The 25,423-nt window shown below is 62.3% G+C and carries 24 protein-coding genes and 1 pseudogene; 10 read left to right on the top strand and 15 right to left on the bottom strand.

The window, feature by feature from the left end; translation table 11 throughout:
- The first annotated feature begins 107 nt into the window (after positions 1–107).
- Entirely contained in the window at positions 108–662 is a 555-nt protein-coding gene (locus JQ553_RS10860; RefSeq protein ID WP_212499935.1) for a chlorite dismutase family protein, read from the top strand.
- Here the strand turns inward: JQ553_RS10860 and JQ553_RS10865 are convergent.
- The 3 genes from JQ553_RS10865 to JQ553_RS10875 form a co-directional block, all read right to left on the bottom strand.
- Entirely contained in the window at positions 659–2,011 is a 1,353-nt protein-coding gene (locus JQ553_RS10865) for a DUF1214 domain-containing protein (RefSeq protein WP_249144155.1), read from the bottom strand. The two genes, JQ553_RS10860 and JQ553_RS10865, sit on opposite strands and share 4 nt — an antisense overlap.
- A 76-nt stretch (positions 2,012–2,087) precedes the next feature.
- On the bottom strand, positions 2,088–3,146 hold the full coding sequence (locus JQ553_RS10870; protein WP_212499936.1) for a DUF1214 domain-containing protein: 1,059 nt from the start codon (positions 3,144–3,146) through the stop codon (positions 2,088–2,090).
- A 172-nt stretch (positions 3,147–3,318) separates the two neighbouring features.
- Positions 3,319–4,017 (bottom strand): Crp/Fnr family transcriptional regulator, encoded by a 699-nt coding sequence (locus JQ553_RS10875; RefSeq protein ID WP_212499937.1) that lies wholly within the window; start codon positions 4,015–4,017, stop codon positions 3,319–3,321.
- A 256-nt stretch (positions 4,018–4,273) separates the two neighbouring features.
- On the opposite strand from JQ553_RS10875, the pseudogene JQ553_RS10880 reads away from it, so the two are divergent.
- Positions 4,274–4,393, top strand: a pseudogene (locus tag JQ553_RS10880) (IS5/IS1182 family transposase); the annotation flags it as partial.
- Positions 4,394–4,429: 36 nt separating this feature from the next.
- On the opposite strand, the gene JQ553_RS10885 reads toward JQ553_RS10880, so the two are convergent.
- From JQ553_RS10885 to JQ553_RS10895, 3 genes are all read right to left on the bottom strand, one after another.
- The gene (locus JQ553_RS10885; RefSeq protein WP_212499938.1) at positions 4,430–4,828 is read right to left on the bottom strand and encodes a gamma-glutamylcyclotransferase; all 399 of its coding nucleotides are present in this window, start codon (positions 4,826–4,828) and stop codon (positions 4,430–4,432) included.
- 98 nt (positions 4,829–4,926) lie between these two features.
- Positions 4,927–5,739 carry a transglutaminase family protein gene (locus tag JQ553_RS10890; RefSeq protein WP_212499939.1) on the bottom strand — a complete coding sequence of 271 codons (813 nt, stop codon included), beginning with the start codon at positions 5,737–5,739 and terminating at the stop codon, positions 4,927–4,929.
- A gap of 2 nt (positions 5,740–5,741) precedes the next feature.
- Complete coding sequence (locus JQ553_RS10895) at positions 5,742–6,641, bottom strand: transglutaminase family protein (RefSeq protein ID WP_212499940.1); 900 nt, start codon at positions 6,639–6,641, stop codon at positions 5,742–5,744.
- A gap of 96 nt (positions 6,642–6,737) precedes the next feature.
- Here JQ553_RS10895 and JQ553_RS10900 point away from each other — a divergent pair, with 96 nt between their 5' ends.
- Positions 6,738–7,541, top strand: a complete 804-nt coding sequence (locus JQ553_RS10900) for an N-formylglutamate amidohydrolase (RefSeq protein WP_212499941.1) — start codon at positions 6,738–6,740, stop codon at positions 7,539–7,541.
- 69 nt (positions 7,542–7,610) lie between these two features.
- On the opposite strand, the gene JQ553_RS10905 is transcribed toward JQ553_RS10900, so the two are convergent.
- The 5 genes from JQ553_RS10905 to JQ553_RS10925 are packed head-to-tail and all read right to left on the bottom strand — an operon-like array spanning position 7,611 to position 12,345.
- A complete protein-coding gene (locus JQ553_RS10905) occupies positions 7,611–8,690 on the bottom strand; it encodes a branched-chain amino acid ABC transporter permease (RefSeq protein WP_212499942.1) in 1,080 nt (359 codons plus the stop codon).
- Positions 8,691–8,701: 11 nt separating this feature from the next.
- A complete protein-coding gene (locus tag JQ553_RS10910) occupies positions 8,702–9,571 on the bottom strand; it encodes a branched-chain amino acid ABC transporter permease (RefSeq protein WP_212499943.1) in 870 nt (289 codons plus the stop codon).
- Position 9,572: 1 nt separating this feature from the next.
- Complete coding sequence (locus JQ553_RS10915; protein WP_212499944.1) at positions 9,573–10,274, bottom strand: ABC transporter ATP-binding protein; 702 nt, start codon at positions 10,272–10,274, stop codon at positions 9,573–9,575.
- A gap of 3 nt (positions 10,275–10,277) precedes the next feature.
- On the bottom strand, positions 10,278–10,994 hold the full coding sequence (locus JQ553_RS10920; protein ID WP_212499945.1) for an ABC transporter ATP-binding protein: 717 nt from the start codon (positions 10,992–10,994) through the stop codon (positions 10,278–10,280).
- A 22-nt stretch (positions 10,995–11,016) separates the two neighbouring features.
- The gene (locus tag JQ553_RS10925; RefSeq protein ID WP_212499946.1) at positions 11,017–12,345 is read right to left on the bottom strand and encodes an ABC transporter substrate-binding protein; all 1,329 of its coding nucleotides are present in this window, start codon (positions 12,343–12,345) and stop codon (positions 11,017–11,019) included.
- Between the two features lie 141 nt (positions 12,346–12,486).
- Here JQ553_RS10925 and JQ553_RS10930 point away from each other — a divergent pair, with 141 nt between their 5' ends.
- The 3 genes from JQ553_RS10930 to JQ553_RS10940 all read left to right on the top strand — a co-directional run bounded on the left by JQ553_RS10930 (position 12,487) and on the right by JQ553_RS10940 (position 15,511).
- Complete coding sequence (locus JQ553_RS10930) at positions 12,487–13,317, top strand: IclR family transcriptional regulator C-terminal domain-containing protein (protein ID WP_212499947.1); 831 nt, start codon at positions 12,487–12,489, stop codon at positions 13,315–13,317.
- Positions 13,318–13,422: 105 nt separating this feature from the next.
- Entirely contained in the window at positions 13,423–15,018 is a 1,596-nt protein-coding gene (locus tag JQ553_RS10935; protein WP_212499948.1) for a 4-hydroxyphenylacetate 3-hydroxylase N-terminal domain-containing protein, read from the top strand.
- A 7-nt stretch (positions 15,019–15,025) separates the two neighbouring features.
- Positions 15,026–15,511, top strand: coding sequence for a flavin reductase family protein (locus tag JQ553_RS10940; protein WP_212499949.1), 486 nt, complete (start codon positions 15,026–15,028; stop codon positions 15,509–15,511).
- Positions 15,512–15,618: 107 nt separating this feature from the next.
- On the opposite strand, the gene JQ553_RS10945 is transcribed toward JQ553_RS10940, so the two are convergent.
- On the bottom strand, positions 15,619–16,866 hold the full coding sequence (locus JQ553_RS10945) for a vanadium-dependent haloperoxidase (RefSeq protein ID WP_249144157.1): 1,248 nt from the start codon (positions 16,864–16,866) through the stop codon (positions 15,619–15,621).
- A 196-nt stretch (positions 16,867–17,062) separates the two neighbouring features.
- Here JQ553_RS10945 and JQ553_RS10950 point away from each other — a divergent pair, with 196 nt between their 5' ends.
- On the top strand, positions 17,063–18,577 hold the full coding sequence (locus JQ553_RS10950) for a helix-turn-helix domain-containing protein (protein WP_212499951.1): 1,515 nt from the start codon (positions 17,063–17,065) through the stop codon (positions 18,575–18,577).
- Here JQ553_RS10950 and JQ553_RS10955 read toward each other — a convergent pair.
- A complete protein-coding gene (locus JQ553_RS10955) occupies positions 18,574–19,758 on the bottom strand; it encodes a radical SAM protein (RefSeq protein WP_212499952.1) in 1,185 nt (394 codons plus the stop codon). The genes JQ553_RS10950 and JQ553_RS10955 overlap by 4 nt on opposite strands.
- Positions 19,759–19,982: 224 nt before the next feature.
- Here JQ553_RS10955 and JQ553_RS10960 point away from each other — a divergent pair, with 224 nt between their 5' ends.
- The 3 genes from JQ553_RS10960 to JQ553_RS10970 all read left to right on the top strand — a co-directional run bounded on the left by JQ553_RS10960 (position 19,983) and on the right by JQ553_RS10970 (position 22,048).
- The gene (locus JQ553_RS10960) at positions 19,983–20,351 is read left to right on the top strand and encodes a hypothetical protein (protein ID WP_212499953.1); all 369 of its coding nucleotides are present in this window, start codon (positions 19,983–19,985) and stop codon (positions 20,349–20,351) included.
- Positions 20,352–20,453: 102 nt separating this feature from the next.
- On the top strand, positions 20,454–21,035 hold the full coding sequence (locus JQ553_RS34395) for a hypothetical protein (RefSeq protein WP_249144159.1): 582 nt from the start codon (positions 20,454–20,456) through the stop codon (positions 21,033–21,035).
- A 233-nt stretch (positions 21,036–21,268) separates the two neighbouring features.
- Positions 21,269–22,048, top strand: coding sequence for a response regulator transcription factor (locus JQ553_RS10970; RefSeq protein ID WP_212499954.1), 780 nt, complete (start codon positions 21,269–21,271; stop codon positions 22,046–22,048).
- Positions 22,049–22,147: 99 nt separating this feature from the next.
- Here the strand turns inward: JQ553_RS10970 and JQ553_RS10975 are convergent, their stop codons facing one another.
- A complete protein-coding gene (locus JQ553_RS10975) occupies positions 22,148–23,503 on the bottom strand; it encodes an HlyD family type I secretion periplasmic adaptor subunit (protein ID WP_249144161.1) in 1,356 nt (451 codons plus the stop codon).
- Positions 23,504–23,583: 80 nt separating this feature from the next.
- Positions 23,584–25,365: a type I secretion system permease/ATPase gene (locus tag JQ553_RS10980; protein WP_212499956.1), complete on the bottom strand. Its 1,782-nt coding sequence runs from the start codon at positions 25,363–25,365 to the stop codon at positions 23,584–23,586.
- Positions 25,366–25,423: the final 58 nt, after the last annotated feature.

A 25,423-nucleotide genomic window follows, 5' to 3' on the forward strand; every position in this document is an offset into this window, starting at 1 on the left:
CAGGCCCCCTCATTCCACGGCTCAATCCGCAGGGCTACCCCGGAAATGACGGTGGAGAGGGGCTGCAGCCAACTTGAACCCCGCCCGCTTCCGCGCTTGGATAGGCCATGTTCACGACGTTCCGGGGCGGACAAAGCGGCGGCTGGAAGGTGACTTCGGTCGCGAGGATCAAGGGCGAAACGCTGCCGAAGGTGGCGGCGCTGTCGGTCATTGCGAGCGAGGCGATCGCGCTGCCGCTTCTGCCTTCCCAGACCTCGTGGCGGCTCGCCGGCGTCCTCAGCCATTTGCGCTATACCGAGACGGCCGAGAAGGAGCAACTCGCCGCCGCGCAGGCCGGGCTCGGCCGGCCTGAAGCGACGCATGCGGCGCTGATCCCGATCCGGAAATCGGCGGAATGGTGGGAACTCACCCAGGACGAGCGGCGCAAAATCTTCGAGGACAAGTCGCAGCACATCGCGGGCACCGTGAAATACCTGCCGGCGATCGCCCGCCAACTCTACCACTCGCGCGATCTGGGCGTGCCCTTCGACTTCCTGACCTGGTTCGAATTTTCGCCCGAGCACGTGCCGCTGTTCGACGAACTCGTCGGCATGCTGCGCGCCACCGAGGAATGGGCCTATGTCGAGCGCGAGGTCGACGTCCGCGTGATCAGGGAAGACTAGTTCACCGGAATTATGGCCGGCGGAAACCAATCGCCGCGCTTGACGATGTCCTTGGGCACGTAGGTGCGGAAGGTGAGGGAGAACGGCTTGCCATCGGGAGCCGGGAGCCAGTTCGATTCAGGAACGTCAGGCCCCGACTTGGGGGCGAGAAAGATCTTTAATGATCCATCGGCCTCTGATTTGGGCGGCGTGACGCTGTTAAACGTGTAGCGATTCAATCTATTTGGCACGGCCACGAAGCCGGGCACATCAACCACGCTCAGTGACCAGTACGCATTGACGACTTCATCCGGCAGGCCTGTCTTGGGGAAGTCGATGACATAGGTTCGCGAGCCGTCGAGCGGTTTGCCGTCGGCATCGCGGGTCGTCACGAAATAGATGACTTCATGGCGCGCGTTGGCCCAGAGGCCTACGTAGTTCGCAGCGGTACGGATGGCGAAGTCGTCGCCATAGTTTCCGATCACTGTCGTGCCGATCCAGTTGTTCTTGATGGCGCCAGCCTCAGCCACCGAATATTTCTGGAAGGCTGGAATGATCTTCGTACGCAGGAGATTGTCGATGTTCGCGCGATGCTTCGGATCGGCTGCGAGCCTTGCGACATCGCGCACCTTTGCCTGCAACTGAGCGGCTACCGGCGAAACGTCCGGTGCGCTGGCGAGGACCTTGTCCACGTTGTCAAAGAGTTCAACGCCGATCAGTTTCGCGTTGTCAAAAGTGGCCATCGGCAAAGCGGGCGTGACTTTCGGCTGCCCGAGGGACGCAAGCTTGAACCGCTTCTGCAGCGCGACCGCGCCCTCAGGATCGCCTCTAAGTTCAACGCGCGCCAGCATCTTTGCCTTGGGCGAGCGCAATTCGATCCGCACCGCGTCGGCAGGAATCTCGGCGTTCGAGCCCGGCGCTACCAAAGCGTATTTTCCGGACGGATGCTGCGGATAATTGCGCGGGTTGATATTGGTGATCACCTCGCCCCATTCGTCAAGGATCTGGGCGGTGTAATACCGCCCTTCAATGCGCGGGATCTCCAGCAAGGCCGGCGTGTTGTCGTCCACCAAAATCCAGGCTTCGTTGTTGGTTACATCGAGGTTTGGATTGACCCATTCCAGCGGCTTGCCGATCGGGTTGTATTTGATGACGTTGTAGCCGATGCCCTTCTCCTTGAGATCGGCCTGCTCCTGGCGGATCACCACGGCTCGACCTAGCAGATACACATAGGCGTCCGAGATCGTCGCCTCATCCAATGCTGCAGCGGCTGTGACCGACTTGTCCTGCGCAAGTCCTGCCAATGGCAAGGTTGACACCGTGACGGTCATGCAAGCGAGCACCACAGCGGACTGACAATAGAGGTTCATGACTGCATCTCCTCTGTTGCAACGAAGCCAGTGATATCAGTAATTTTGACATATGGTCTTGCGAAGCCGACAATCGTCAGCGCTTCACCAACTGGGGAACAGGCATCGCGTACCCATCCTTGATGATCCCGTCGACTGGGCGGTAGATGCGCACGCCGAGGTACCAATTGTCGCCGGGCGCATCCAACCTGTTCGGAACGTCGCCGCAGGCTGACTGGGGTCCGTAGTGAATAGTGAACGTGTCATCCGGATTGGATGTGATCACGTGGTTGTTCAGCGTCGAGCGCTCGCTATGAATATACTTGTCTGCGCCGTACATCGTGAACGAGAAGAATCCCTTATCGTTGAAGCCAGGCTTCGAGTAAGTGGCTCGATAACATTCGCTGCCTTTCAGGCCGTAGTCCCGATAGATGTACATCGCGTGTTGCGGCGGCTGCAGCCCGAGCGCCACCGATACGCCAAGGCGCTGCTTGTGAGGGTCGAGGGTGCCGTGTGCGCCGGAGGTTTCGTTCAGGTTGGGAAGCGCCTTGGCCTCTTCCCGATACTTGGCGCGCAATGCTTCAAGACTCGGCATATCCCAGTCGCGCGGCTTGTAGTCCTTGGCAACGGCTCCCGGCGGCAGCTTGACGACGATCTGGTCCTGAAGCGAATTGACGTATTTCACGTCTTCCGGGGCGGTCGCGTCGACTTGCGTGCGGATTGCTATGCCAGAGAATTCAGTCTGGGAACTGATTTCGAATGTTCCCGCCGCATAAAACGTCTGGTCGATGTAGTGATCAGTCTGCAGGATCATCGCCGACTGGTAGCGGTCATCCTTGGACTTCGGAAGGGTGATTGTGGTGCCCTTCGGGGCATAGAAGATGCCGAAAGAGTAAATGGTATCGCGGTTCATCGTCACCGCGGGCTGCTTGTCGAGTGGAATCAGCGAGCGGTCATGGCGGAATTTGTTTGAACCAACTTCGCGGACGATTTGGGAGAAGGTGATATCAACCTCGGCTTCGACATAGTTGTCCGGGGTCACCTTCTCGGCTGCAACCGCAGCTGTTGAGACCATCACGACCGTGCTGAGCAGGAATGCTGCGAATGCCCGGCTCGACTTGTTCGCGACGGCCGAAGAATCGAGCGCATGTGCCATGGCGTCCTCCATCTTCATCCAATGTCGATCACACTCCCGCGTCCAAGCGTTGCCTCGAACACGGCAGATCGGATTGGCAGGAGGAATAAACTTACGCCGCAACAGCGATTGTACCCGCCGGTACAATTACAAAAATGTGATGGCGGCAGACTCGATCCAGTTGACGTTGCTGTTAGTCGAGCCGCTTTTCCTTTATGAATTGAGTGAGGCCAGCTCTATCCGTGATCACCATCGAGCGATAACCCCGCCTAAGCCACCCCGCGGCTTCGAAGTGCTTGAGCGCAGCATTTACCTGCTTGCGAGAGGTATTGGAAATTACGCCAATATCGCTTTGGGAAAGCGGTACGATATTTTCACGATGTGACGTAATGCGTTCGAGCGTTGCTGCAACCCGGAATAGCTCATCCGGTGAATGGAGATCATAGAAGGCCTTCACAAGCGTATCGAGATTCATCATGAGCAATTTGGTAAATCGTCTTACCGCCAGGGGATCATGACTTGCAATCTCCTCCATAGCGGTGACCGCCAGATATACCATCCACGTTTCAATGGCGGCCTGCATTCCAACTCGCCGTGGCTCCTTGACCAGGAAGGGCCCTTCACCGATCCAATCACCGGGGACGCCGACATGAAATAGACGCGGCGCCGCAGTGACGGGGGAAGTCGTGACGGTCACCGCGCCAGAAATAATTCCATAGATGCCGCCAATAGGGTCGCCTACCCGAAAAACGACATCGTCGGGCATAAAGCGCTGAAGCAAAGCCTTGCGCCAAATCTCAGCTTGAAATGCCTCGGGCTGCTGCGACAGCCATCCCGTTCTGCCCAAGACTTCTTTGGCGTGAGCTAAAGTAGCCATTCGACCAATGTCCATGCGGGTTGTTCACGCGATCAGAAGGCGTGAAACATGCGGTCCGCCGCAGTTCAGTACTCGCTGCAAAGTCGCATCAGGCCGACACACTTCGTTGGTGACGAGTTAACGCTACAATTTTTCGACGAGATTTCAAGTGAGCACACTGTGGGTTCGCACCCGCAACTGAGCCGTTTGATTGACTGATCAGTCGGGGGACGGCGTTCGTATGGCGGCTTCCATCGGCATGGTCTGCTTTGGGGCATTTTCGACCGTTTGTCGGCTGGCTGATGTCTGGGGCCGTATCATGGACGCACTTGCCGCCGCCCAGATGATCGACACCTCGATTGTCCGCGTGCATCAGCATGGGGCCTGTATCGCAACCGCAGCGCGTTTGTCGCGAAGGAAGCCGCCCCACGCTGATCCGGATCATGATCTAGTGGTCGAGAAACTTTCCTGACTCGATCCGCGGCAGTTGCGTCACCGGCCAGTTGTAGAGATAGGTCCACGCCTCGCCGCTGCGGCCGTCGGCGAGCGCAACTGGCAGCATTTCGCGAACATATTCGGTCGGCGGCGGAAAGCCGTCGCCGCAGGCTTCATACATGTCGAACTCGCGCAGCATTGCCTCGCGCTCGCGCAAACGAAACAGTTCGCCATGGACGATGTCGTTGGGATCGTCGGACTTAACCAGGCCAGGATAGTGCTTCACGAGATAGAGCCGGCCGTGGCAGCACGCCTCGCCGAGGAAGTCTGCATTTGCCGACAGCAGCTTCGCCATCGGATGGTCGAAGCCACGCATCAGCGTGCCATAGACGAACAGGCGGTCGGAGATCATGGCCCTCTATGTCATTGTGGGCCGAGCGAAGCAATCCATCGGATCGCAGTAATGGATCGCTTCGTCGCCGCCGCCCCTCGCACCGACGAGATGCCACGTCACGCCGCTACCACTTCATCGGTGACGACCAGGAATTTGGCGAGCGTCATGCGGCCAAAACTCGTGGTGAGCGCCACGTCGGCGGCATCGCGGCCGGTGCCCATCAGGATGCGGCCGATCCGCGGCACGTTGTGGCGGGCATCGAACGTGTACCACTGGCCCGAGAGGTAGACCTCGAACCAGCCGGAAAAATCCATCGGCGCCGGGTCCCGAGGCACGCCGATGTCGCCGAGATAGCCGGTGCAGTAGCGCGCCGGGATGCCCATGCAGCGGCAGAGGGTCAGTGCAAGATGCGCGAAGTCGCGGCAGACGCCGGCGCGCTGCTCGTAGACGTCATGCGCCGACTTCATGTGATGGGCGTGCTGATAGCCGAACGTCACGTGATTGTGGACAAACTCCGTGATCGCCTGCACCCGTGCCCAGCCGGGCGGCGCATTGCCGAACAGCGACCAGGCGATGTCGGTCAGCTTGTCGGTCTCGCAATAGCGGCTCGGCATCAGATAGAGCAGTACCTCGTCGGGCAGTTGCTCGATCGGGATCTGCTCGGCGGCGGGATTGACGACGTCGGGCAGCCCGGAATCGCGCACCAGCGCATGCCCTCGGAAGGTGATGCCGCCAGCGGGCGCGACCAGCCGGCCGCAGACATTGCCGAAGCCGTCGCGATAGAAGCCGATCGGCACGTCGGGCTCGGTGACGATGCGCTCGGTGCCGACGATGTCGGAATAGCGCGAGGGATGGATCGACAGCATGATCACCATCGGCGTCGGCTGCGCCGCGGCATAAGTGATCTCGAAGCCGACTTTGATCTCCATCGTCAGGCCCTCTCCTGCTCCATGCCCTCGACGGCCGAAGCGACGCTGATCTCGACATCCATACGCTCGAAAGCATCCGTTGGTCCGAGATAGAGGCCGTGCAGCGGGATCGCCTGGCGCGGATCGCGCGCGACCGCGACTCGGATCAAATCGTGCGAGCCGACGATGCCGTTGGTGGGATCGAACTCGATCCAGCCAGCGCTCGGCAGGTAGACCTGCACCCAGGCGTGCGTCGAGCCGCCGCCGACATAGCCATGCGCGCGGCCGGGAGGCATCGCGAGATAGCCGGAGACAAAGCGCGCGGCGATGCCGAGCCGGCGCAGCGCCTCGATCATAAACAAGGCATAGTCGCGGCATGAACCGGACCTCGTCTGCAGCGTGTCGAGCGGATGCTGGGTGCCGCGCTCATGGCGTTTGCGGTAACTGAAGTCCTCGCGGATGCCGTGGGTCATGCTGCTCAGGATCTTGAACGTCGACGTCTGTGCCTTGATGTCGAGGAAGCGCCGCGCCCAGGCCGACAGTTCGCCGTTCGGGTCGCCGTATTGCGGCGTAATGAATTGCTGCAGGTCGGGGAATTCCTCGTCGTCATAGAGAAATGGATAGAAATAAGCGGGGTCGGCGGGCGTCAACGCGAACGTATCAGCCGGATTGTGCTGCACGGTCGCCGTCGAGACAAAGGACAGGGTGTCGGCGCGCTTGTCGAAGGCCGCGATCGCCACACTATTGCCGAACACATCGTGGATCCAGCGCAGCGACATCGGCTGCGGATCGATCGCAAGCTCGCTGCCAAGCAGCCGCAGATCGTGGCTGTCACGCGGGCGCAGCATGGCGCGGTGCTCGCCAAACGCCACCGGGCGCGAGTAGCGATAAACGGTCTTGTGATGAATACTCAGCAGCGGCATCGTCGAACAATCATCGTGATTCTGGGCGCTTTAATCTATAGAGAAAGCTGCTCAATTCCGCATCGGCATGCCGCCTGAATGGGCAAAGTTGGGGAAATGATCTTGAAACACGTCGGTAGTCCCTCGCTCCTGCTCGCAACCACCGACGTCTCACCGGTCCTCGAACATAATGCTGCCGGCCGCTCTCCGTTCCTGTTGACCAGCGACCATTATGGCCGGCTGATTCCGGGCTCGCTCGGCGATCTCGGGCTGCCCGATAGCGAGCTCGTGCGGCACATCGCCTGGGACATCGGAATTGCCGGCGTGGCAGCGCAGCTTGCCGATCGGCTCGACGCGCATCTGATCGCGCAGCGCTACTCGCGGCTCGTGATCGACTGCAACCGCCCGCCACATGTCGCAGGCTCGATCCCGCTGATCAGCGAAGCGACCACCGTTCCCGGTAATGAAGGCCTGTCGCGTGAGGATGCGGAGATGCGGCGCACGCAGATCTTTGATCCCTATCACAGGCGCATAGACGAGGTCATCGACCAGCGGCTGCATCAGGGCATGCCGACCGTGCTGTTGTCGCTGCACAGCTTCACCCCGGTTTATGCCGGCATCGCGCGGCCGTGGCACATCGGCACGCTCTATCACCGCGACAGGGTGTTGCCGCCGTTGCTGCTGCGGCATCTGCGCCGCGATGACGATCTCGTGGTCGGCGACAACGAACCCTATGCGGTCGGCGACGAGACCGACTACACGATCCCTGTGCACGGCGAAATGCGCGGCCTGCTGAACTCGGGCATCGAAATCCGCCAGGACCTGATCTCCGACCAGGCCGGCGAGACGACATGGGCCAACCGGCTGGCGCGCATCCTCGCCGAGATCGAGACGACGCTGCGCGCGGAGCAGCTCATTTAACGCTGCGCATTCGTCGATCGCGGCGGTAGATGCCAAAGCGATGTCAGCTCTTCCCCGAAACGAATTGCGTCAGGCGCGGCCGTTCTTGCCGTCAACGACGAGCCGACGTCGTGTCGAAAACAGCGTTACATCGTAGCGCTCGGAGAGCAGACCCCAGAGGCCCTTCGGCGCGAACAGCATGATCAGGATCGCGAGCGTCCCCAGGAGAATGAGATACCAGGCGCCGAAATCGGCAAGATAGCGCTGCATCAGATAGAAGATGATCGCGCCGATCACCGGACCTTCCATGGTGCCGATGCCGCCGATCACCACGATGAAGATCACATAGGCGGTCCAGTCGAGCACCGAGAACGCGGCGTCCGGCGAGATGCGCGCCTTCTGCAAGTAGATCAGCGCTCCGATCATGCCGGTCACGGCGGCGGTGGCGACATAGACTGCGAGCTTGATGCGATAGACGTCGACGCCGAGGCCCGAGGCGGCGGCCTCGTGATCGCGGATCGCGCCGAGCGCGAGCCCGCGGCGCGAGCGCAGGACCAGATAGACGAAGCCGAGCGTGGCGGTCATCAGCGCCAGCGCCACCCAATAGGAGACGATGTCGCGCGCCGCCGGCGTCCGCAGGTCGAGCAACGCCTTGATCGATTCGATGCCGGGGACCGACGACGTCACCGCCGGCGTCAGCGACGTTCCGGTGCCGCCGCCGAGCGGCTTGAATTGGGCGAAGACGAGCCGATAGACCTCGGCCACGACCCAGCTGCCGATCGCGAAGTAAGCGCCGCGCAGCCGGAACACGATCAGTGCGGTGGGAAATGCGAACAGCGCCGAGACGACGCCCGCAATGGGAATCGCAAGCAGCGGATTGACCCCGCCGAGCAGCGTGAGCGCGAACAAGAGGTAGCCACCGAGGCCGACAAAGGCCTGTTGGCCGACCGAGATCAGGCCGGCGTAACCCGCCAGCAGGTTCCAGCATTGCGCCAGCGCCAGCATGTAGAACAGGAAGATCAGATCCTGGACGAGGTTGCGGCCCGCGACGAGCGGAAGCAGCACCAACACGAGCAGGACGATGCAAGCCGCGGCCGCAGCAGCGCGCGAGGCGCGGCTCGCAGTCTCGATGCGGAACGCCTGCGTTGGCCTGGCGGCGTTGTCGTCCATCATCCCTCCCTTCAATCGAGCGCGCGGGGAAACAGGCCGCGCGGTCGCACGACCAGCACCAGCAGGAAGGCAAGATGGCCCGCCAGGATCTGCCACTCGGGGTCGATCCGCGCGCCGATGGTTTGCGCCACGCCTAGCACAATGCCGCCAGCGAGCGTGCCCCAGAAGCTGCCAAGCCCGCCGATGATCACGGCCTCGAAGGCATAGATCAGCCGCGCGGGACCGATGGTCGGATCGAAATTCGCGCGCAGCCCGAGAAAGAGCGCGGCGATCGCAATCACGACAAAGGCGACGCCCATCGCCGTGGCAAATATCCGGTTGATATCGATCCCCATCAGTTGCGCGACTTCAAGATCGTCGGATGTCGCGCGGAAGGCGCGGCCGACCGGGGTGCGATAGAAGATGAAGTTGAGAACGAGGATCACGGCAATCGCGGACAACAGCGTCAGCAGTGGCACGACGCCGACTGCAATGCCGCCCCCGAGCGGGATCGACGCCGTCTCGATCGCGCCCGAACGCAGGCGCTGGCTGTCGGCGGAGAAAGTTTGCAAGAGGCCGTTCTGGACGATGATCGAGAGGCCGAAGGTGACAAGCAGCGGCGGCAGCAGGTCGCGCCCGAGTGTCCGGTTCAGGAGCACGTGCTGAAGTGCGAAGCCGATCACGAACAGGATCGGACTTGCCAAGATCACAGCCACGAACGGATCGAGGCCGAGCTTGGTCGCGACGACGAGAATGGCGAAGGCGGCGAGCACGATGAGATCGCCATGGGCGAGGTTGACCAGCCGCATCACGCCGAACATCAGCGACAGGCCCGCCGCGAACAGCGCGTAGAGGCCGCCGAGCAGCGCGCCCTGGATCAGTGCATCGAGCCAGCCGGTCATCTCAGGCGCCAAAATAGGCGCGATGGATCTGCTCGCGCGTCAGATCGCGTGGCCGGCCGCTCAGTGAAAGCCGGCCCTCCTGGAAGCAGTAGACGCGGTCAGCAACCTTCATCGCCTGCACGATGTCCTGCTCCACCAGCACGACGCTGGTGCCCTCCGCCTTGATCTGCGGCAGGCTCGCGTAGATGTCGGCGATGATGATGGGCGCGAGACCGAGGCTGATCTCGTCGCACAGGAGAATGCGGGGATTGGACATCAGCGCGCGGCCGATCGCCGCCATCTGCTGCTGTCCGCCCGACAGGGTCGGCGTCGCCGACGACCGCCGCTCCTTCAGAATCGGAAACAACGCCTGGACGCGATCGAGCGTCCACGGCCCTCGCGCCTTACGGCCATAGCTCCCGATCAACAGATTCTCCTCCACGGTGAGCGACGCAAACAGCCGCCGCCCCTCGGGCACCAGGGCGATCCCGCGCCTGACGATTTCGGCCGCGGGCTTGGCTCCGATCGGTGCGCCGTCGAGCAGGACGCTGTCATCGGCGCCGTGAATGAGGCCGGCGATGGTCTTTAGGAAGGTCGACTTCCCCGCCCCGTTGGCGCCGATGATCGCGATGGTCTCGCCTCTCTCCAGCATCGTGTCGATGCCGTAGAGGGCCTGGAAATCACCGTAGAAGGCGGTGAGATTGCGCGTTTCCAGGAGCGCCATGCGTCACGCCTCGATGCCGATATAGATCTGGTGCACCTCGGGCAATTGCATCACCTCCCTCGGCGCGCCTTCCGCGATCTTGCGCCCGAAATTCAGCACGACGAGGCGATCGATCACCGCGAGCAATGCATGCACGACATGCTCGATCCAGAGGATCGCGACGCCGGTCCGGCGGATCTCGCGGATGGTCGCAACAAGCTCGCTGCACTCGCCCTCGGTCAGTCCACCCGCGATCTCGTCGAGCAACAGAACCCGCGGCGCGGTTGCGAGCGCGCGTGCCATCTCCAGTCGCTTGCGTTCCAAGAGCGTCAGCGAACCTGCAAGCGCATTGGCGCGCCTGAGCAGGCCGAGCCGCTCGAGGATTTCCCCGCAGGACTGCACGGCCTCGCGCTCCGACGTGCGACGGCCATAAACGGCGCCGACGAGCAGGTTCTCGAACACGGTGAGTTTTTCGAACGGTTGCGGAATCTGGTGGGTGCGGCCGATGCCGGAGCGGCAGCGTCCTTGCGGCGGCACACCCGCGAGATCACGGCCATCGAAACGAATGTGGCCCGCGCCCGGAGAGAGGCCGCCGGCGATCATGTTGAACAGCGTGGTCTTGCCCGCGCCGTTCGGCCCGATGATGCCGACCGCCTCGCCGGCCGCGACATGCAGGTCAAGATCATCGGCGACGATGATCGAGCCGAAGCTTTTCTTCAGGCCGGCGACTTCCAGCAGCATGAGATGTCAACGCGTCGCGCGATCAGGCGATAGCCTCCATCTGGCCGCCGACGGGGATCGCCGGTGCCGTCCGGTTGTCGGTGATGACGATATCGTATTTACCGTCCTTGTACCGCCACTGACCGCCGACAAGCGGCGTCTTCGCGACATTCTTGGCGGCGAACGGCGGCAGGTTCGCAGCCCCCCACTGCACCTTGCCGACGACGGTGTCGAGATTGGTGGCGGCGATCGTCGCGGCAATGGCCTTGCCGTCGCGATCAGGTGCGCGCTTGAGCACGTCAATGGCGACTTCGAACAGCGCATGCGCAAAACCGATCGGCTGCGTCCACTGCTTCTTGGTCGCGCTCTGATAGGCGCCTGCAAGATCCTTGGCGCTCACGCCCGTGAGCGACGACTTGAAGGGGTGGTTCGGCGACCACCAGACCTCGGAGGACAGATTGTGCCCGTCCTTGCCCAACGCCTCGACCGCGACCGGGAACAGGATCGCCTTGCCGATCGAGGCGACCTTCGGCTTGAATCCTTGCTGCAGCGCCTGTTTCCAGAAAGTAGTGAAATCCGGCGGCAGCACTACGCCGGTGATGATTTCGCAATTGGCCGACTTGAACGCCCCGATCTGCGCCGAGAAATTGTCGGTGAGATTCTGGTAGCGGCCGGGATCGGTGAGCTTGTAGCCGCCCTTGTCCAGCACCGGCGGGAATCCGACGACCTTGTCGCCCCAGGCGTTACCGTCGCCGTCGTTCGGAAACAGTCCGCCGACCGATTTGTTGGTTGCGACCTGGCTCCACATGTTGGTGAAGACGGCGATGACGTCCTCGAGGCCCCAGAAGAAGTGATAGGTGTAGTTGAAGCCCCTCCAGGCCGGCGGCCCGCCGGCGGGATTGGCCTGGCGTCCGATGAACCAGGGTTGCCACGGTGCAACCGTCGAGATGCAGGGCACCTCTTCGATCTCGCATTGGGTCGAGACCGGGTTGGTGGTCTCCGGTGTCGACGCCACGAGCATCAGATCGATCTTGTCGTGGACGATCAGGTCTTTCGCGACCTCGGCGGCACGGTTCGGATTGGACTGGCTGTCCTTGACGACAACCTCGACCGGCACGTTGGCGTTGCCGATCTTCGCGCCCGCCTTGGTCGCGTCCTTGAAATTGGCGATGATGAAATTGTCCGCCTCCGCGAAGGCCGCAAGCGGCCCGGTGAGCGGCGAGACATAGCCGAGCTTGATCGCTCGCGTTTGCGCGATCGCCGGCGCCTTCAATCCGACCGACAGGGCCGCGCCCGTTGCGGCCGAATATTTCAGGAGCGTGCGGCGATCGATCTGAGAGCGATGAGTCGAACCGTTCTCGTGGCAGGTCATCTGCGCGTCCTCCCCTCTGGATGCGCCGGATTCTCGTCGTGGATCGCGAATTGACACACGGGCCGGCGTTCGATATTCGAACATACGTTCGTAATTCGACCAGTCTCCGCCAGAGGCCAAAGCGAGTCAACAGGCCGCGTCATGACACAATCCCCAGCGCAACGTCAGGGCGATCCCGGGCATCGCAAGAGCGAGCCCGGGCATCGCAAGAGCGAGCCGGACGACAAGGAGTTCATGACGACGCTCGCCAAGGGCCTGGCGGTGCTCGGCGCGTTCGGCCGGCTTCGGCCGACCATGACCTTGTCGGAGGCCGCAGGGGTTGCGGACCTGTCGCGCGCCACGGCGCGCCGCGTGCTGCGCACCCTCACCCAGCTCGGCTATGTCGCGCAGGATGGACGGACGTTTTCCCTGGCGCCGAAAATTCTCGAGCTCGGGTTTGCCTATCTCTCGACGCAGAGCTGGATCGATCGCGCCCTGCCCCTGATGCGCGAGCTCAGCGAGCGTCTCGGCGAATCCTGTTCGGCAGCGATCCTGCAAGGCAATGACATTGTCTATGTCGCGCGCGTGCCTGCGCGCCGGATCATGTCGGCGGCACTCTCGGTCGGCAGCCGCCTGCCGGCGCTGCACACCGCACTCGGACGGGTGCTGTTCGGCTATCTCGATGAGGCCGAGATCTGGCGGCGGCTGATGTCGCAGCGCATCGAGGCCTACACGCCGCAGACGATCACCGATCCGCAGGCCCTGTTCGATCGCATCCACGCTGACCGCGCGCAGCACTTTTCCATCGTCGATGAAGAGCTGGAACTCGGCCTGCGCGCACTCGCCGTGCCGGTGCTCGACCGCGGCGGCCAGGCCGTCGGCGCAATCAATTTGTCGACACACTCGACCCGCACGACCCGCAACGATATGCGCGAGCACTTTCTGCCCGAGCTGAACCGCATCGCCGGGCAGGTCTCCTCGATGACGGTCTGATCGGAGCGCTCCCCTTGCCAACCGGCAGGTGCAGCCGTATCGTTGCGCCAAGTTCGGAATACGGACACAAGTTCGATAATCGAACATTGAGCGGAGGTCACGCTAATGGCAGGCAAGGCGCAGGCGAACGCAGCGGCGGCGATCCCGCCGGAGCACACGGGCAACGTCAAGGTCACGCGCCCGCAGACCGGCGCCGAATATCTGGACTCGCTGCGCGACGATCGCGCCGTCTACATCTATGGTGAGCGGGTCAAGGACGTCACCACGCACCCCGCCTTCCGGAACACCGCGCGCATGGTCGCCCGCCTCTACGACGCGCTCCATGACGAGAAGCGCAAGGACAGGCTGCTGCTGCCGACCGAGACCGGCAATGGCGGCGTGACGCACGCCTTCTTCAAGGCACCGAAAAACGTGGACGAGATGATCGCCGGCCGCGACGCGATCGCCGAATGGGCCAGGATCACCTACGGCTGGATGGGCCGAGCACCGGACTACAAGGCCGCGTTCCTCGCAACGCTGGGAGCGAACTCCGACTTCTACGAGCCATATCAGGAGAATGCGAAGCGCTGGTACAAGTTCAGCCAGGAGCGCGTGCCCTTCATCAACCACGCAATCATCCACCCGCCGGTCGATCGCGACCGTCCGCCAAACGAAGTCGCCGACGTCTGCTGCCATGTCGAGAAGGAGACCGACGCCGGCATCATCGTGTCGGGCGCGAAGGTGGTCGCGACCGGATCGGTGCTGACCAACTACACCTTCGTCGCCCATCACGGCTTGATTCCGCTACAGGACAAGAAGTTCGCGGTTGTGTTCATGGTGCCGACCAATGCGCCCGGCGTGAAATTCATCTGCCGCACGTCCTACGAGATGAGTGCGAGCGTGATGGGCAGCCCGTTCGACTATCCGATCTCGAGCCGGCTGGACGAGAACGACGCCGTGTTCATTCTCGACAAGGTGCTGGTGCCCTGGGAGAACGTCTTCGTCTATGGCGACATCGAGAAGGCGAATAACTTCTTCCCGCGCACCGGCTTCCTGCCGCGCTTCGTCGTGCACGGCTGCACCCGCCTTGCCGTCAAGCTCGACTTCATCAGCGGGCTGTTGCTGAAGGCGACGGAAGCGGCCGGCACCAAGGATTATCGCGGCGTGCAGGCCAATGTCGGCGAGGTCATCGCCTGGCGCAATTTGTTCTGGAGCCTGTCGGATGCGATGGTCCGCGATCCAAGGCCGTGGATCGGCGACTACAAGCTGCCCAACATGGATCCCGGAAACGCCTACCAGATCATCGCCACCATGGCCTACACCAAGGTAAAATACCTGATCGAGCAAACGGTCGCCTCAGGCCTGATCTACCTCAACAGCCATTCCAGCGACTTCAAGAACGGCGAGATCCGCCCCTATCTCGATCGCTATCTGCGCGGTTCCAACGGCTACAAGGCCGAGGAACGCGTCAAGCTGCTCAAACTGCTGTGGGACTGCATCGGCAGCGAATTCGGCGGGCGCCATGAGCTCTACGAGATCAACTATGGCGGTTCGACCGAAGAGATCCGACGTTACTGCCTGTTCGGCGCGCAGGCCTCCGGCAATGCCGACCGCTTCAAGGGCTTTGCCGAGGACTGCATGGCAGAATACGACCTCGACGGCTGGAAGGTGCCTGATCTCACCGACCCCGGCGAGCTGAGCTATCACATGATGCGGAAGTGACGAACAGATGCGCGACGCCTCGATCGATCCCAAGCGTTTCCGGTCGGTCATGGGGACCTTTCCGACCGGGGTCGCGGTCATCGCGACCGAATGGGACGGCGAGCTGTTCGGCGCCACCATCAACTCGCTGACGTCGGTGTCGCTTCAGCCGTGCATGTTGCTGGTCTGCACGAGCGAAGGCAGCGCGACGGGAGCGGCCATCCGAAAGCGGGGTCTGTTCTCGGTCAACATTCTCGGCGCGCATCAATCGGATCTGTCAGCGCGCTTCACGGGAACGCAGAAAAGCCGGTTCGAGGATCTCGCCCTCGCCTTCAGCGTCGAAGGTCTGCCGCTGTTGCGGGGCGCCGCAGCCCAGATGTGCTGCCGCGTCACCACGGTGCACAAGGCGGGTGACCACGAAATCGTCCTGGGTGAGGTCATATCGGGCGACGAGATGGCGTGCAGCCCGCTGGTCTTTCACAAGGGCGCATACGGACGCTTTCAGCGCGCCTGAAGACCACCACCTGAAACTTCATTTCTGTTTTTCGCTCCGAGCAGGTGGCGAGATTGAGCATCTCAACGCCCTCGCCTGGGCGCGCATCGTCGATCGTGCAGCGATGCTCAACGTCCGCCGGAGGCGACGGCCCGTGACGTGGTTGGCTGCATGACGTTCTGCACGACGTACTCACCGATCTGGCGGCCCATGGCGGTGCCCACGGCGGCCGAGGAGCGATAGTGGAAACCGGCCCAGACGCGGGCGTTCGATACCTCCTCACAAAGCGCGTCCAGATCGGTGAAGCGATGGGTGACGCCCGGCGCCGCCGTGCTGGTCATCGCGACCTCGGGGATCGTCCTGGAGCCGAGCACACCTTCGAGCACCGCAGCCCCCGCAGCTGCATTGATGCAATGCGCGCACGGATATTCCGGGTGCATCGGCGTGTTATCGATCGGCTGCCACGTCGCATCTCGCTTGTTCGTGGCATTCTCCTCGATGTCGCCGTTACGGATCGCGGTGATCGGCCGCCAGAATTCGTAGTGGTACTTGGCATCAAATACTGCAACGTAGGCGTCCGTCAGCGCGACGGAGTAGAGCGCCATCAACCGGGCGCTGTCGAGGATATCCATCTTCTGCGCGAGGATAAGCTGGCGCGGGATCTGGTGATAGGCTGCTGGTCCCACCGCCAGCCAGAAGCGCGCGGTCTCGGTCTGCTGCGGCGAGCGCAAGGCGCTGGTCTTGCTGCCATAGGCCTTGATCTCGTTGTAGTCGGCAGCCCATTCCTTGCTGTCGAGAGCAGGAGGCGGGCCTGGACGGAACTGCGACTGACTTGCCAATGCAAATGGCCTCATATTCGGCCACACGGAGGCCACGGCCGCCGGCGTCGGGACCCAGACCCCCGGCTTGGTCTTCGGCCGATACGCGTCGGGTGCCGTCGCCCCATCGGTCACTCGTGCCTGCAAGATTGCTGCGGCGACCGCTTCGCCGAGCCTGACGCCTTCCGTCTTCGCTGTGCTGTCCGCAATCGTTGCGAGATACTTACCCACCGCGGCTTTGATGTCGCTTGCGGCCTCAGGATGCAGCCCGGTGAGCACGGCCGCGGCGGCAGCCGCAGCGGCGGCTTCCTGCGAGGTTTCGGGGGCCGAGTCCTGCTTGAACAGATATGGTTGATAACGCCGCCCAATGGCGTTGACCGCGTCGAACATGGCGACATTGACCATGGCCGCCTCACGCTGGCTCAGCGGCGCCGGTACCGCCGGAGCTATGATAGCCACCGCCTTGGCATCCCAATCGGCGATGACGTTGGCCGATGCCGATGCGATCGGGCACGCGAGCGCAACACCGAGCAGAAGTTTGCGAAGGATTGCCGACATCATGTCCTCCCGGAAGCCCAGAGAGGTACGCGCCGCGCCCGGCGCCGCGATAGCTCTCGAGCATAGCTTGACCTCCGGAACCTGCAGAGCAGGTGCTGGCCCGGCAATCCGAAAGGCGCCCCGATTATCCACTTTGCGCCCCGATCGGCCTCCACTTTGTTCCCCAATCGACCTATGATCACGCCGGAGGCGCATCATGGGCCCTCAACTCCTTCCGCGCGGACTGAAGAAAGCGATCGAATTGCTCGAGGCTGAACCCGCTTATCCGTGGCGGGTTGGCGAACTGGCAGCGCTGTCCGGAATCGCGCCGCGCACGCTGGAAAAACACTTCCACCATTTCCTCGGCCAAGCGCCGCTGGCCTTTTTGCATGACCTCCGGTTTGACCGAGCGCGCCAAGAACTGCTGCGCAGCGCACAACACCCAAGCGTCACCGAGATCGCAACACGTCACGGCTTCACTCATCTCGGCCGCTTCGCGACCCACTACCGACGTCGCTATGGAGAGAGCCCGTCGGCGACGCTGCGGAGGTCGCAGCGGGCCAACGCGGCTTCAACGTCCCAATTGCCGATACTGGGGCCCAGGCTGGAGAGGCCGACCATCGCCGTTCTTCCTTTCGACGTCATCAGTCCGAACGCCAATGCCGCAACAGCCTTCGCCGATGAGATCGCCGTTGCGCTCTGGCGCCTGCACTGGCTCCACGTCGTTGCGACACCGAATGCGCGCTATCGATTGCATGGCAGAGTGCGCGAGGACGCGCATGGCGGCGCGCGGGTCACCGTGCGGCTGCTCGATGTCATGACTCGCCACTATCTATGGGCGGCAGTATGGGAAACCGATATGCGCGATCCCATCAGTTTCGAAGAGCGCGTTGCGCAGGGCGTGGTGCGCGCAATTCAGCCGGCACTGCGCGACGCCGAAGTCGATCGTGCGGCGCATCTCGAACGCGGCGACCTCACCGCATGGGAGCTGACCATGCGTGCGCTCCCGTGCGTAACCGCTGTCGACGCCGCGGCCGAAGGCATGGCGCTCGAATTGCTCGACGAGGCGATGGAGCGCGCCCCGCACGATCCGCTGCCGATTGCGACGGCCGCCTGGTGCCGCGGGCTGCGCGCCGGCCACCACTTCACGGCACGGCCTGAAGCGGAGAAAGCCGCGGCACGCGCTTTGGCCGCTCGTGCGGCAAAGCTCAATACCGGGGACGCGCTGGCAGAGACCATGCTGGCGGCCGGCTATACGCTGGCGCACGACCTCACATCGGCTGCGGTCCATGCAGACCGGGCACTTGCGCTTGATGGCGGTTCGGCCTGGGCGTGGGGCCGAAGCGCGTGGGTCAAGGCGTATCGTGGCCGCGCGAGCGAAGCGCTGGAGGAGTTCCAAATCGCGCGTGCCCTTGCTCCAGCAGATCCGCTGAGCTTTCTCTGGTCGGTTGGCATTGCCTCGACCAAATTCCAGAATGGGCGTTACGATGAATCGATCGGGTGGTTTCAGCGCGCAAAGGCCGAAAACCCCGCCAGCACCTGGACCAATCGTTTTCTCGCCGCGACCTATGTGTTGGCGGGACACGCCGACGAAGGTCGTCTCGCACTGACGACCTTCATGCGCGACTATCCGGGGCTAACCATCAGCGACGTGCGCTCCAGCCTGCCGTGGAACGCTTCTTATCTCGACCGAACCAGCGAAGGTCTTGAACAGGCCGGGATGCCTCCTTAACGCTCCCCAATGAGCGCGTCGCGAACCTTAACGCGTTGCCCGCCTGGCCTGCTGACATAAAGATGGCCCTCCAGGGTGGATTGCATGTTCTCCATCATCGAATAGAGATCGTCGCAATATACCGAAGGATTGTCGTAACCGTTTTCCTTGGAAAAGCGATGCGGAAGATATCCTCCGCCGCAGGCGTTCATGAATTTGCACTGCCGGCACTTCTCGCAAAGATTGATCGAAGCATCGCGCGCCGCTTTCCAGCGAGGCTCGTTCCTGACCTCGTCGATCTCATGATCGAAGATGTTGAATTTGGTCTGCGTGAAGCCGTCGCCGGCGATCCGCAGCACGTCATGGGCCTCCACCGTGCCGTCGGTCATCACGGTGCAAAGTTCGATGGGCTTATGGCCTACGCCCTCGGTCGGTGCATTGTTGCCAAGCAGGGCGGTGATCATGTCGGTAATAATGCGGATATTGACGGTCGGCGCCGCGCGGTTTGCCGCCAGCCACGAACTGAACAGTCCATTGTAGAACGACGCAATGGATGGCGGCGTCTCATCCACCGTCGCATCGGGAATCATGATGTCATAGTAGGAGATTCCACATGCAGCGAAAAACTCGACATACTGCTCCGGAGGATAAGCGGGATTGCAGACAGCCAAGGCACTCACGCCGATGTCGCGTGATACCAGCATGCGGGCAGCGCGTTCGACCGCAGCGTGGGTGCCCGTACCCTGAAACGTGCGACGGTGAATGTCGTGAATATGCGCCGGTCCATCGAGACTGATCGCAACCGAAATGTTGCGCGTCTCGAAGCAATCCAGCCATTCGTCGTCGATCAGCACGCCGTTCGTCGTGACCGAGATTGGTATGTCGCAGCCCGTTCGGGACGAAATGCCCTCGCAGGCCTCGGCAAAACGATGGAAATTCTCAACGCCCCACAGCAAGGGCTCGCCGCCATGCAGAACGATGGGAAAATCGATGAGCGAGAATTTGGCGACGTGTTGCTCGATGCGCTGCAACAATTGATGCAGCACATCGGCGCTCATCAGCTTGGGCTTATCGTAGACGGTCGCGTCGCGAAACCAGTAGCAATAGGAGCAATCAATGTTGCATCGCGTCGCCACCTTGACCAATAGCTGCGTGATCGGCTGATCATGGAAGGCGACAGTATCTGAAACGTCGACCAACATGCCGATACCGCTGTGCGCGTCAGGAAACTGCGACTAGCCTAGTATCCTCGAACAAAGCCACCTCTGCGGAATGCGCCCCCCGGGTAGTATCCGCCTCTGCGGAATGCACCCGCGCCGGGATAGTATCCGCCTCTGCGAAAGCCACCTGCGGCCGGCCCCCTGACAAAACCCCCTCGCCTGAAATAAACTTGGTTAACAACAGGTTGGTCGGGAGCAACTGCGGGTTGATCGGAAACGGCTTCTTCCTTTGGATCCTGTCCGCGCAGATCGTTCAGCAATGCATCGATGCCTGGATGATCGCTCTGAACTATTGCGTCCGGCCCGTGCAGTTGCAGGAGGCTCGCCAAAACCTTCAGCGTCGTAATCGCCATGGTCGTGCTCCTCTTCGCGATGCAGTTCAGGATCGAACGAAAGGCCGGTATTTATCTCCGGACGAGCAGCAGACAGTATATACGTTTTCTATTGCAGCGGAAATGTGGTGGAGCCGAAGTGTCGCATCGCTCAAGAACTGCGATCATTGGCTCGGCATCGTCACCCTCCGGTGGCTACGAGCAACGCTGCGAGCGTCTGCCCAGCAAATAACCTGTGTTTAATGGGCGTTTAACGCTTTTGCGCAACAGATAGGTTACCAGCGCGAAAGTACGTCATTAGTCATCAGTGATCTGCGGAACTCCGCCCCCGAGGAGGGGAATCGGATGGGATTGCTATTTATCGGCGCGCTGACCGGAATCCTGATCAGCCTTGGCTGGCTCGCGCCGTCGCAGGGGTATTATCAAAGCTGTGCTGCGCAACCTTGTTTCGACAAGGATGGCGGCGCCCGATCATGGGCGCAGCAGCCGACGGCCTTGGCGCCACCTCCTGCGGCCGCCAAGGCGATGTCTGCAACTCCGGAAAAATCCGGCGAGAGTTCATCTTCGAAGAAGCGCGCTCGGGTCGATGTCGCCAAGGCGGCGCCCGCGCGGACGAAGACCAGCACCGCTGCATCCGATGGCGCCGCGGAAACATCAGACGCCGTCATGAACAAGGCAAAAGCCGCGATCGCAGCAAAGCTGGAGGATCCTGCCTCCGCGGAATTCAGCGACATGAAGCGCGCGATGAGAAAGAACGTGTTCGGGCGTCCCGTGGATACGATTTGCGGGCGCGTCAGGGGAAGGACCGCGTCAGGTGAAGACACCGAACAAAGACCGTTTCTCTATCTTGTGAAGGAGGATGATTCTTATCTCGTCGACGGCAAGACGACTTCGGCGACGATCGCGTATCGAAATATCTGCAATTAGGGAATGCCTCGAGCGTTGTGGCGGCGGACCAAAACGCCGCACGCGCGCCCGAACGATTTGAGCGGAAAGAACTTCCAGGCGTCAGTCGATCCCGCAAATGGGCTCGGCTGGAATATTGGCGCCGCCGGTGCTCGTGACGATGCGTCCAGGATGAAGCCGCAGCGCGAGTTTGAACTGGGTAATACAGATCAAATGTGACTGCAGGAAAATTCCTTTGCATTTTCGAGGACATCATGGACGACATAACCAATTCCACAAAGCGGCTCAGTGGAACGTTCCATTTGCCGACCCTGGTGATCGTCGAGCCGCTTGCATTGTTTCGCACATGCATTCTGGACATCCTGAGGCGGGAATTCGACGCGTTCGAAATACTCGATATAGCGACGGTCCAAAGCCTGGACTGCGCGTCAGCGCACGTTGTGCGCCTGGTGGTGCTCAGTATCGCGGATAAGCCCATCGATGACCCGACCGTCGATGACGATCTCGCCGCAATTGCGGAGTGCTGTCCCGGCGCCTCGATTGCAATCCTGTCGAACCGCGATGATGAATCCACCGCGTTGGCCGCGATGCAGCGGGGTGTGCGCGGCTTCCTCCCCACCTCGATTCCGATCGAGCTGGCGGTGGCTGGCCTGCGGCTGGTTCTCGTCGGCGGCGTCTACAGGCCGCTGCCGGCCGTCGGATGGGGCAAGATGTCAGGTCTTGAATCCCCCTACACGCGCGGTCTTGCGACCGCCTATCCGGCGAATGACGGCAGAGCCGCCGCCGACAGGAACGTGGCCGAGTTCACGCCTCGCGAGCAACAGGTGCTGGCCGAATTGGAGCTTGGCCTGTCCAACAAGCTGATTGCCGCCCGGCTCAACCTGTCGGAAAACACCGTCAAGATGCACATTCAGCATATCATGCGAAAATGTGCCGCACATAATCGCACCGAAGCGGTGCTCCGGTGGAGGGGCCGATTGCTGACGCATCATCGCGAGATCGTGCCGGCGGCAGTTTCAATTCCGGAGAGTTAGAACAGGTTCTGATGTAGTCAGGACCTGCTCCAGATTCTTGTTATGATGCGTTTTCTTCACGAGAACCGGCGTCCACTTCGCTCGAAAACGCAATAGAGGTCAATCCTCGCGGAACGCACTGCGGAAGCTATCGAGCAGTGGCCTCAGCGCGTAGAGCGCGACGGTGCCGCGCCCCGTCGTGATGAACACCTGAACGGGCATGCCTGGAATGATCTGGACGTCATTTGCTGCGAGCTGAGTGTCGTCGACGCGAATTTTTGTCGCGTAATATGGCTGGTCGGTCCGCTTGTCGAGGAGCCGGTCGGCGGATACGTGCACCACGGTGCCCTTCAGGCGCGGCACGCGACGCTGGTTGTACGGTATCAGATGCACCTCGGCATTGAGGCCGGGATGAACCACATCGATGTCCTCGGGCCGCAGCCGCGCGGTCACGATGAGGCGGTCTTGCCGGGGCACCAGGTCCATCAGCGGAGAACCTGCCCCGATGACGCCGCCGGGCGTATGAATTCGCAAGTCGGTTATCACGCCGTCCTCGGGTGCCTTGACCTCGGTTCGGGACAGTTGATCCCTGGCCGCCAGCAGACGCTCGCGAAGCTGCAGCATCTGGTTCTGCGCCTCGCGCAGCGACTGAGCAATCTCGTTCTGCCTTTCGCTCTCGAGCTTGAACAATGTCGCCCGCGACTCGCTGATGACCTGCCCGGCGCGAGAGATCTGCGCAGCGATCTCGCCGCGGCGACCCTCGACGTCGACCATCTCGCGCTGCAGGCTCAGAAGGCGCGGCCGCCGCTCGAGCCCCTTGCTGACGAGGGTTGCGACCATGTCGAGCTCCTCCCGGACGATGTCGATGCGCTGCCCGGCGGAACTCTCCTGCGCCTTGAGACCTTCGATTTCCTTCTCGACCTGAAGCCTCCGCTCTCGAATGACCGCTAGCTGCGACCGATAGACCTGCCACCGCGCATCAAAAATGGTCTGCTGCGCCGACAGCGCAGCAGCAGCCGGCGCATGCTCCCTGCCGTCCTGCTCCAACACACCTGGCAATGCAATCTTCTCACGTCCCTGCTGCTCGGCCTGAAGCCGCGCCGCACGGGCCGCCGCATCCCACAGCTGCGCCTGAAGGCTTTGCACCTCGGCGCCGGCTCGCGTGTCATCCAGCGCGACCAGCGTCTGCCCGCTCCGCACGACATCGCCATCCGAAACCAGGATCTTCCTCACGATACCGCCTTCCAGATGCTGGATCGTCTTGCGGCTCGACTCCGATTCCACAGCGCCGGAAGCGATCGCCGCGCTCTCCAGAGATGCGAAGCTCGACCATGTGCCAAGCCCGATGACGAAGCAAAGCACCAGCAGATTGCCGGCAAGCGTGACGCCGCGGAGTCTCGCGCGCGGCGAGACCTGCGTGGGAGTCGAGAGCCAAGGATATTCGAGGGGCTCGAAATCGTCGATTGAGGTGATCATGACTCCGAACGGCCGGCCGGCGGGAGCGGCGCTTGCGGGCGAGCGCATGTTTTGGAGCCGGATCGTGGGAAGTTTCCAGATCATGGCGAACCCGGCCGTGCTGTCGCCTCGGTGGTCGGGGACGCTCCAGGCGGGACCTGCGCTGCGACCTGGGGCCGGCTCAGATGCTGCTCAAAGATCTCCTCGCTTTCGCCGAACGCGACGACGGCCCCGCCCTCCATGATGGCGAGCTTGTCGGTGGCCGCGAGAAGGCCCATCCGGTGGGTGACGACGACCACGGTGACGTTGGCGAGCTTCATTTGCTCGATCGCGTCCAGAAGCACCCGCTCGCCCGCGTAGTCGAGGCTGGCGTTCGGCTCGTCGAGAACGATGAGGCGCGGATTGTCAAAGAAGGCTCGGGCAAGGCCGAGGCGCTGCCGGTATCCGCGCGAGAGGGCATTTTCGCCGCTGGGGAGCGCAGTGTCATAGCCCCGCGGAAGCTGCATGATCGTCTCATGAATTCCGACGAGCTTGGCCGCTTCGACGACCTTGCGCCGATCGGCATTGCCAAGCCTTGCGATGACTTCGTTGATCGTTTCGCCGAACAGGTTGATGTCCTGGGGAAGATACCCGAGATGGCGGCAACTTCGTCCCTCGCGAAGCTGCGAGACGTCGGTATTGTCGAGCAGAACGCGGCCAAGAGTTGGCGGGGAGACCCCGGCGATCACCTCCCCAAGCAACGATTTGCCCGACCCTGAGGAACCGATAATGCCAAGGCATTCCCCGGGGGCGAGACTGAACGAGACGCCCTTCAGCAGAAGATGATCAGTCCCCGAAAGCCTGACAGCAACATTTTCGAGGACGAGCCCGCTCCTCGCCTGCTGCGGCGAACCATTTGCGTCCTCTCTCGGGGCCGGGAATGCCGCAAGGAGCGCACCGAGCCGTTGACAGGCACTCACGGCGCCTGCGAGCGATTTCCAGCTCGCGATCGCACCTTCGACCGGCGCGAGCGCCCGGCTGAACATCAGCGTCGCGGCAAAGATGATCGCCGGGCTCTTTCCGTGATCAAGCACGAGCCACGCCGCCGCGCCCATGATCAGGACCTGCGACAGCGCGCGAACGGGCTTGGTAGCCAGCATGACGATCTCGCTCCAGCGGAGCGCCACATCGTGTTCTCTGTGTGCCTCCTGCACGTCATGGTGGATCATGCGCGCCGCGTTATCGAACATCCCCATGGCGCGGATCAGGTGAACGTTGCCAGCCGCAGCCGCGAGGCGGCCATAACTTCTGGACAGCGCGGCGCCGGATTTGAGCAGCGCGTCTTCCGTGAGCACGTCTCCGGCAAGCGTGAGAGCGAACAGAACAGCGACGCTGCAGGCCCCCACCACGCCAAGCAATGGATGGATGAGAAACAGCACGCCGAGGAACAAGGGTGCCCAGAGCGCATCGAACAGCATCGGGCATGCGCCGGACTCGACGAACTGGCGCACAACGGTGAGATCCCGATAAGCATCCGTCGCCCGCATCCGATCGTTGCGAAACGCGGATTCGAGGCTCGCCGAAAGCACGTGGGGGCGGAGCCGCTGTTCGAGCCATGTGCCAAGACGGCCCAGCACGGCGCGCCGCAACGCGTCGAGCACGCCGCCGACCACAACAGCGACCGCGACGATAAGCGTGAGCATCAGCAGCGTGTCGCCGCTACGGCTCGACAGCACACGATCGTAGATCTGAAGAAGGTAGATGGGGGGCGCAAAGAGCAGAAGGTTGTAGCTGCAGCTATACGCAAACACGAGCCCGATCGGGCCCGCGCACGCCCACAGCGCGGCGTCCAGCGGCGTCCGCACCGGCGGCAGGACAGGTAATCGGAGGGGCGGCATCAGCATTGTCGTCACCGCCAGAGCTGGAGGTCCGATCCGCTTTCTCGACCCGTCGATCCGGTCT

Origin of the sequence: Bradyrhizobium lablabi (genome assembly GCF_018131005.1) — a bacterium.
In the GTDB taxonomy this organism is placed as follows: domain Bacteria; phylum Pseudomonadota; class Alphaproteobacteria; order Rhizobiales; family Xanthobacteraceae; genus Bradyrhizobium; species Bradyrhizobium lablabi_D.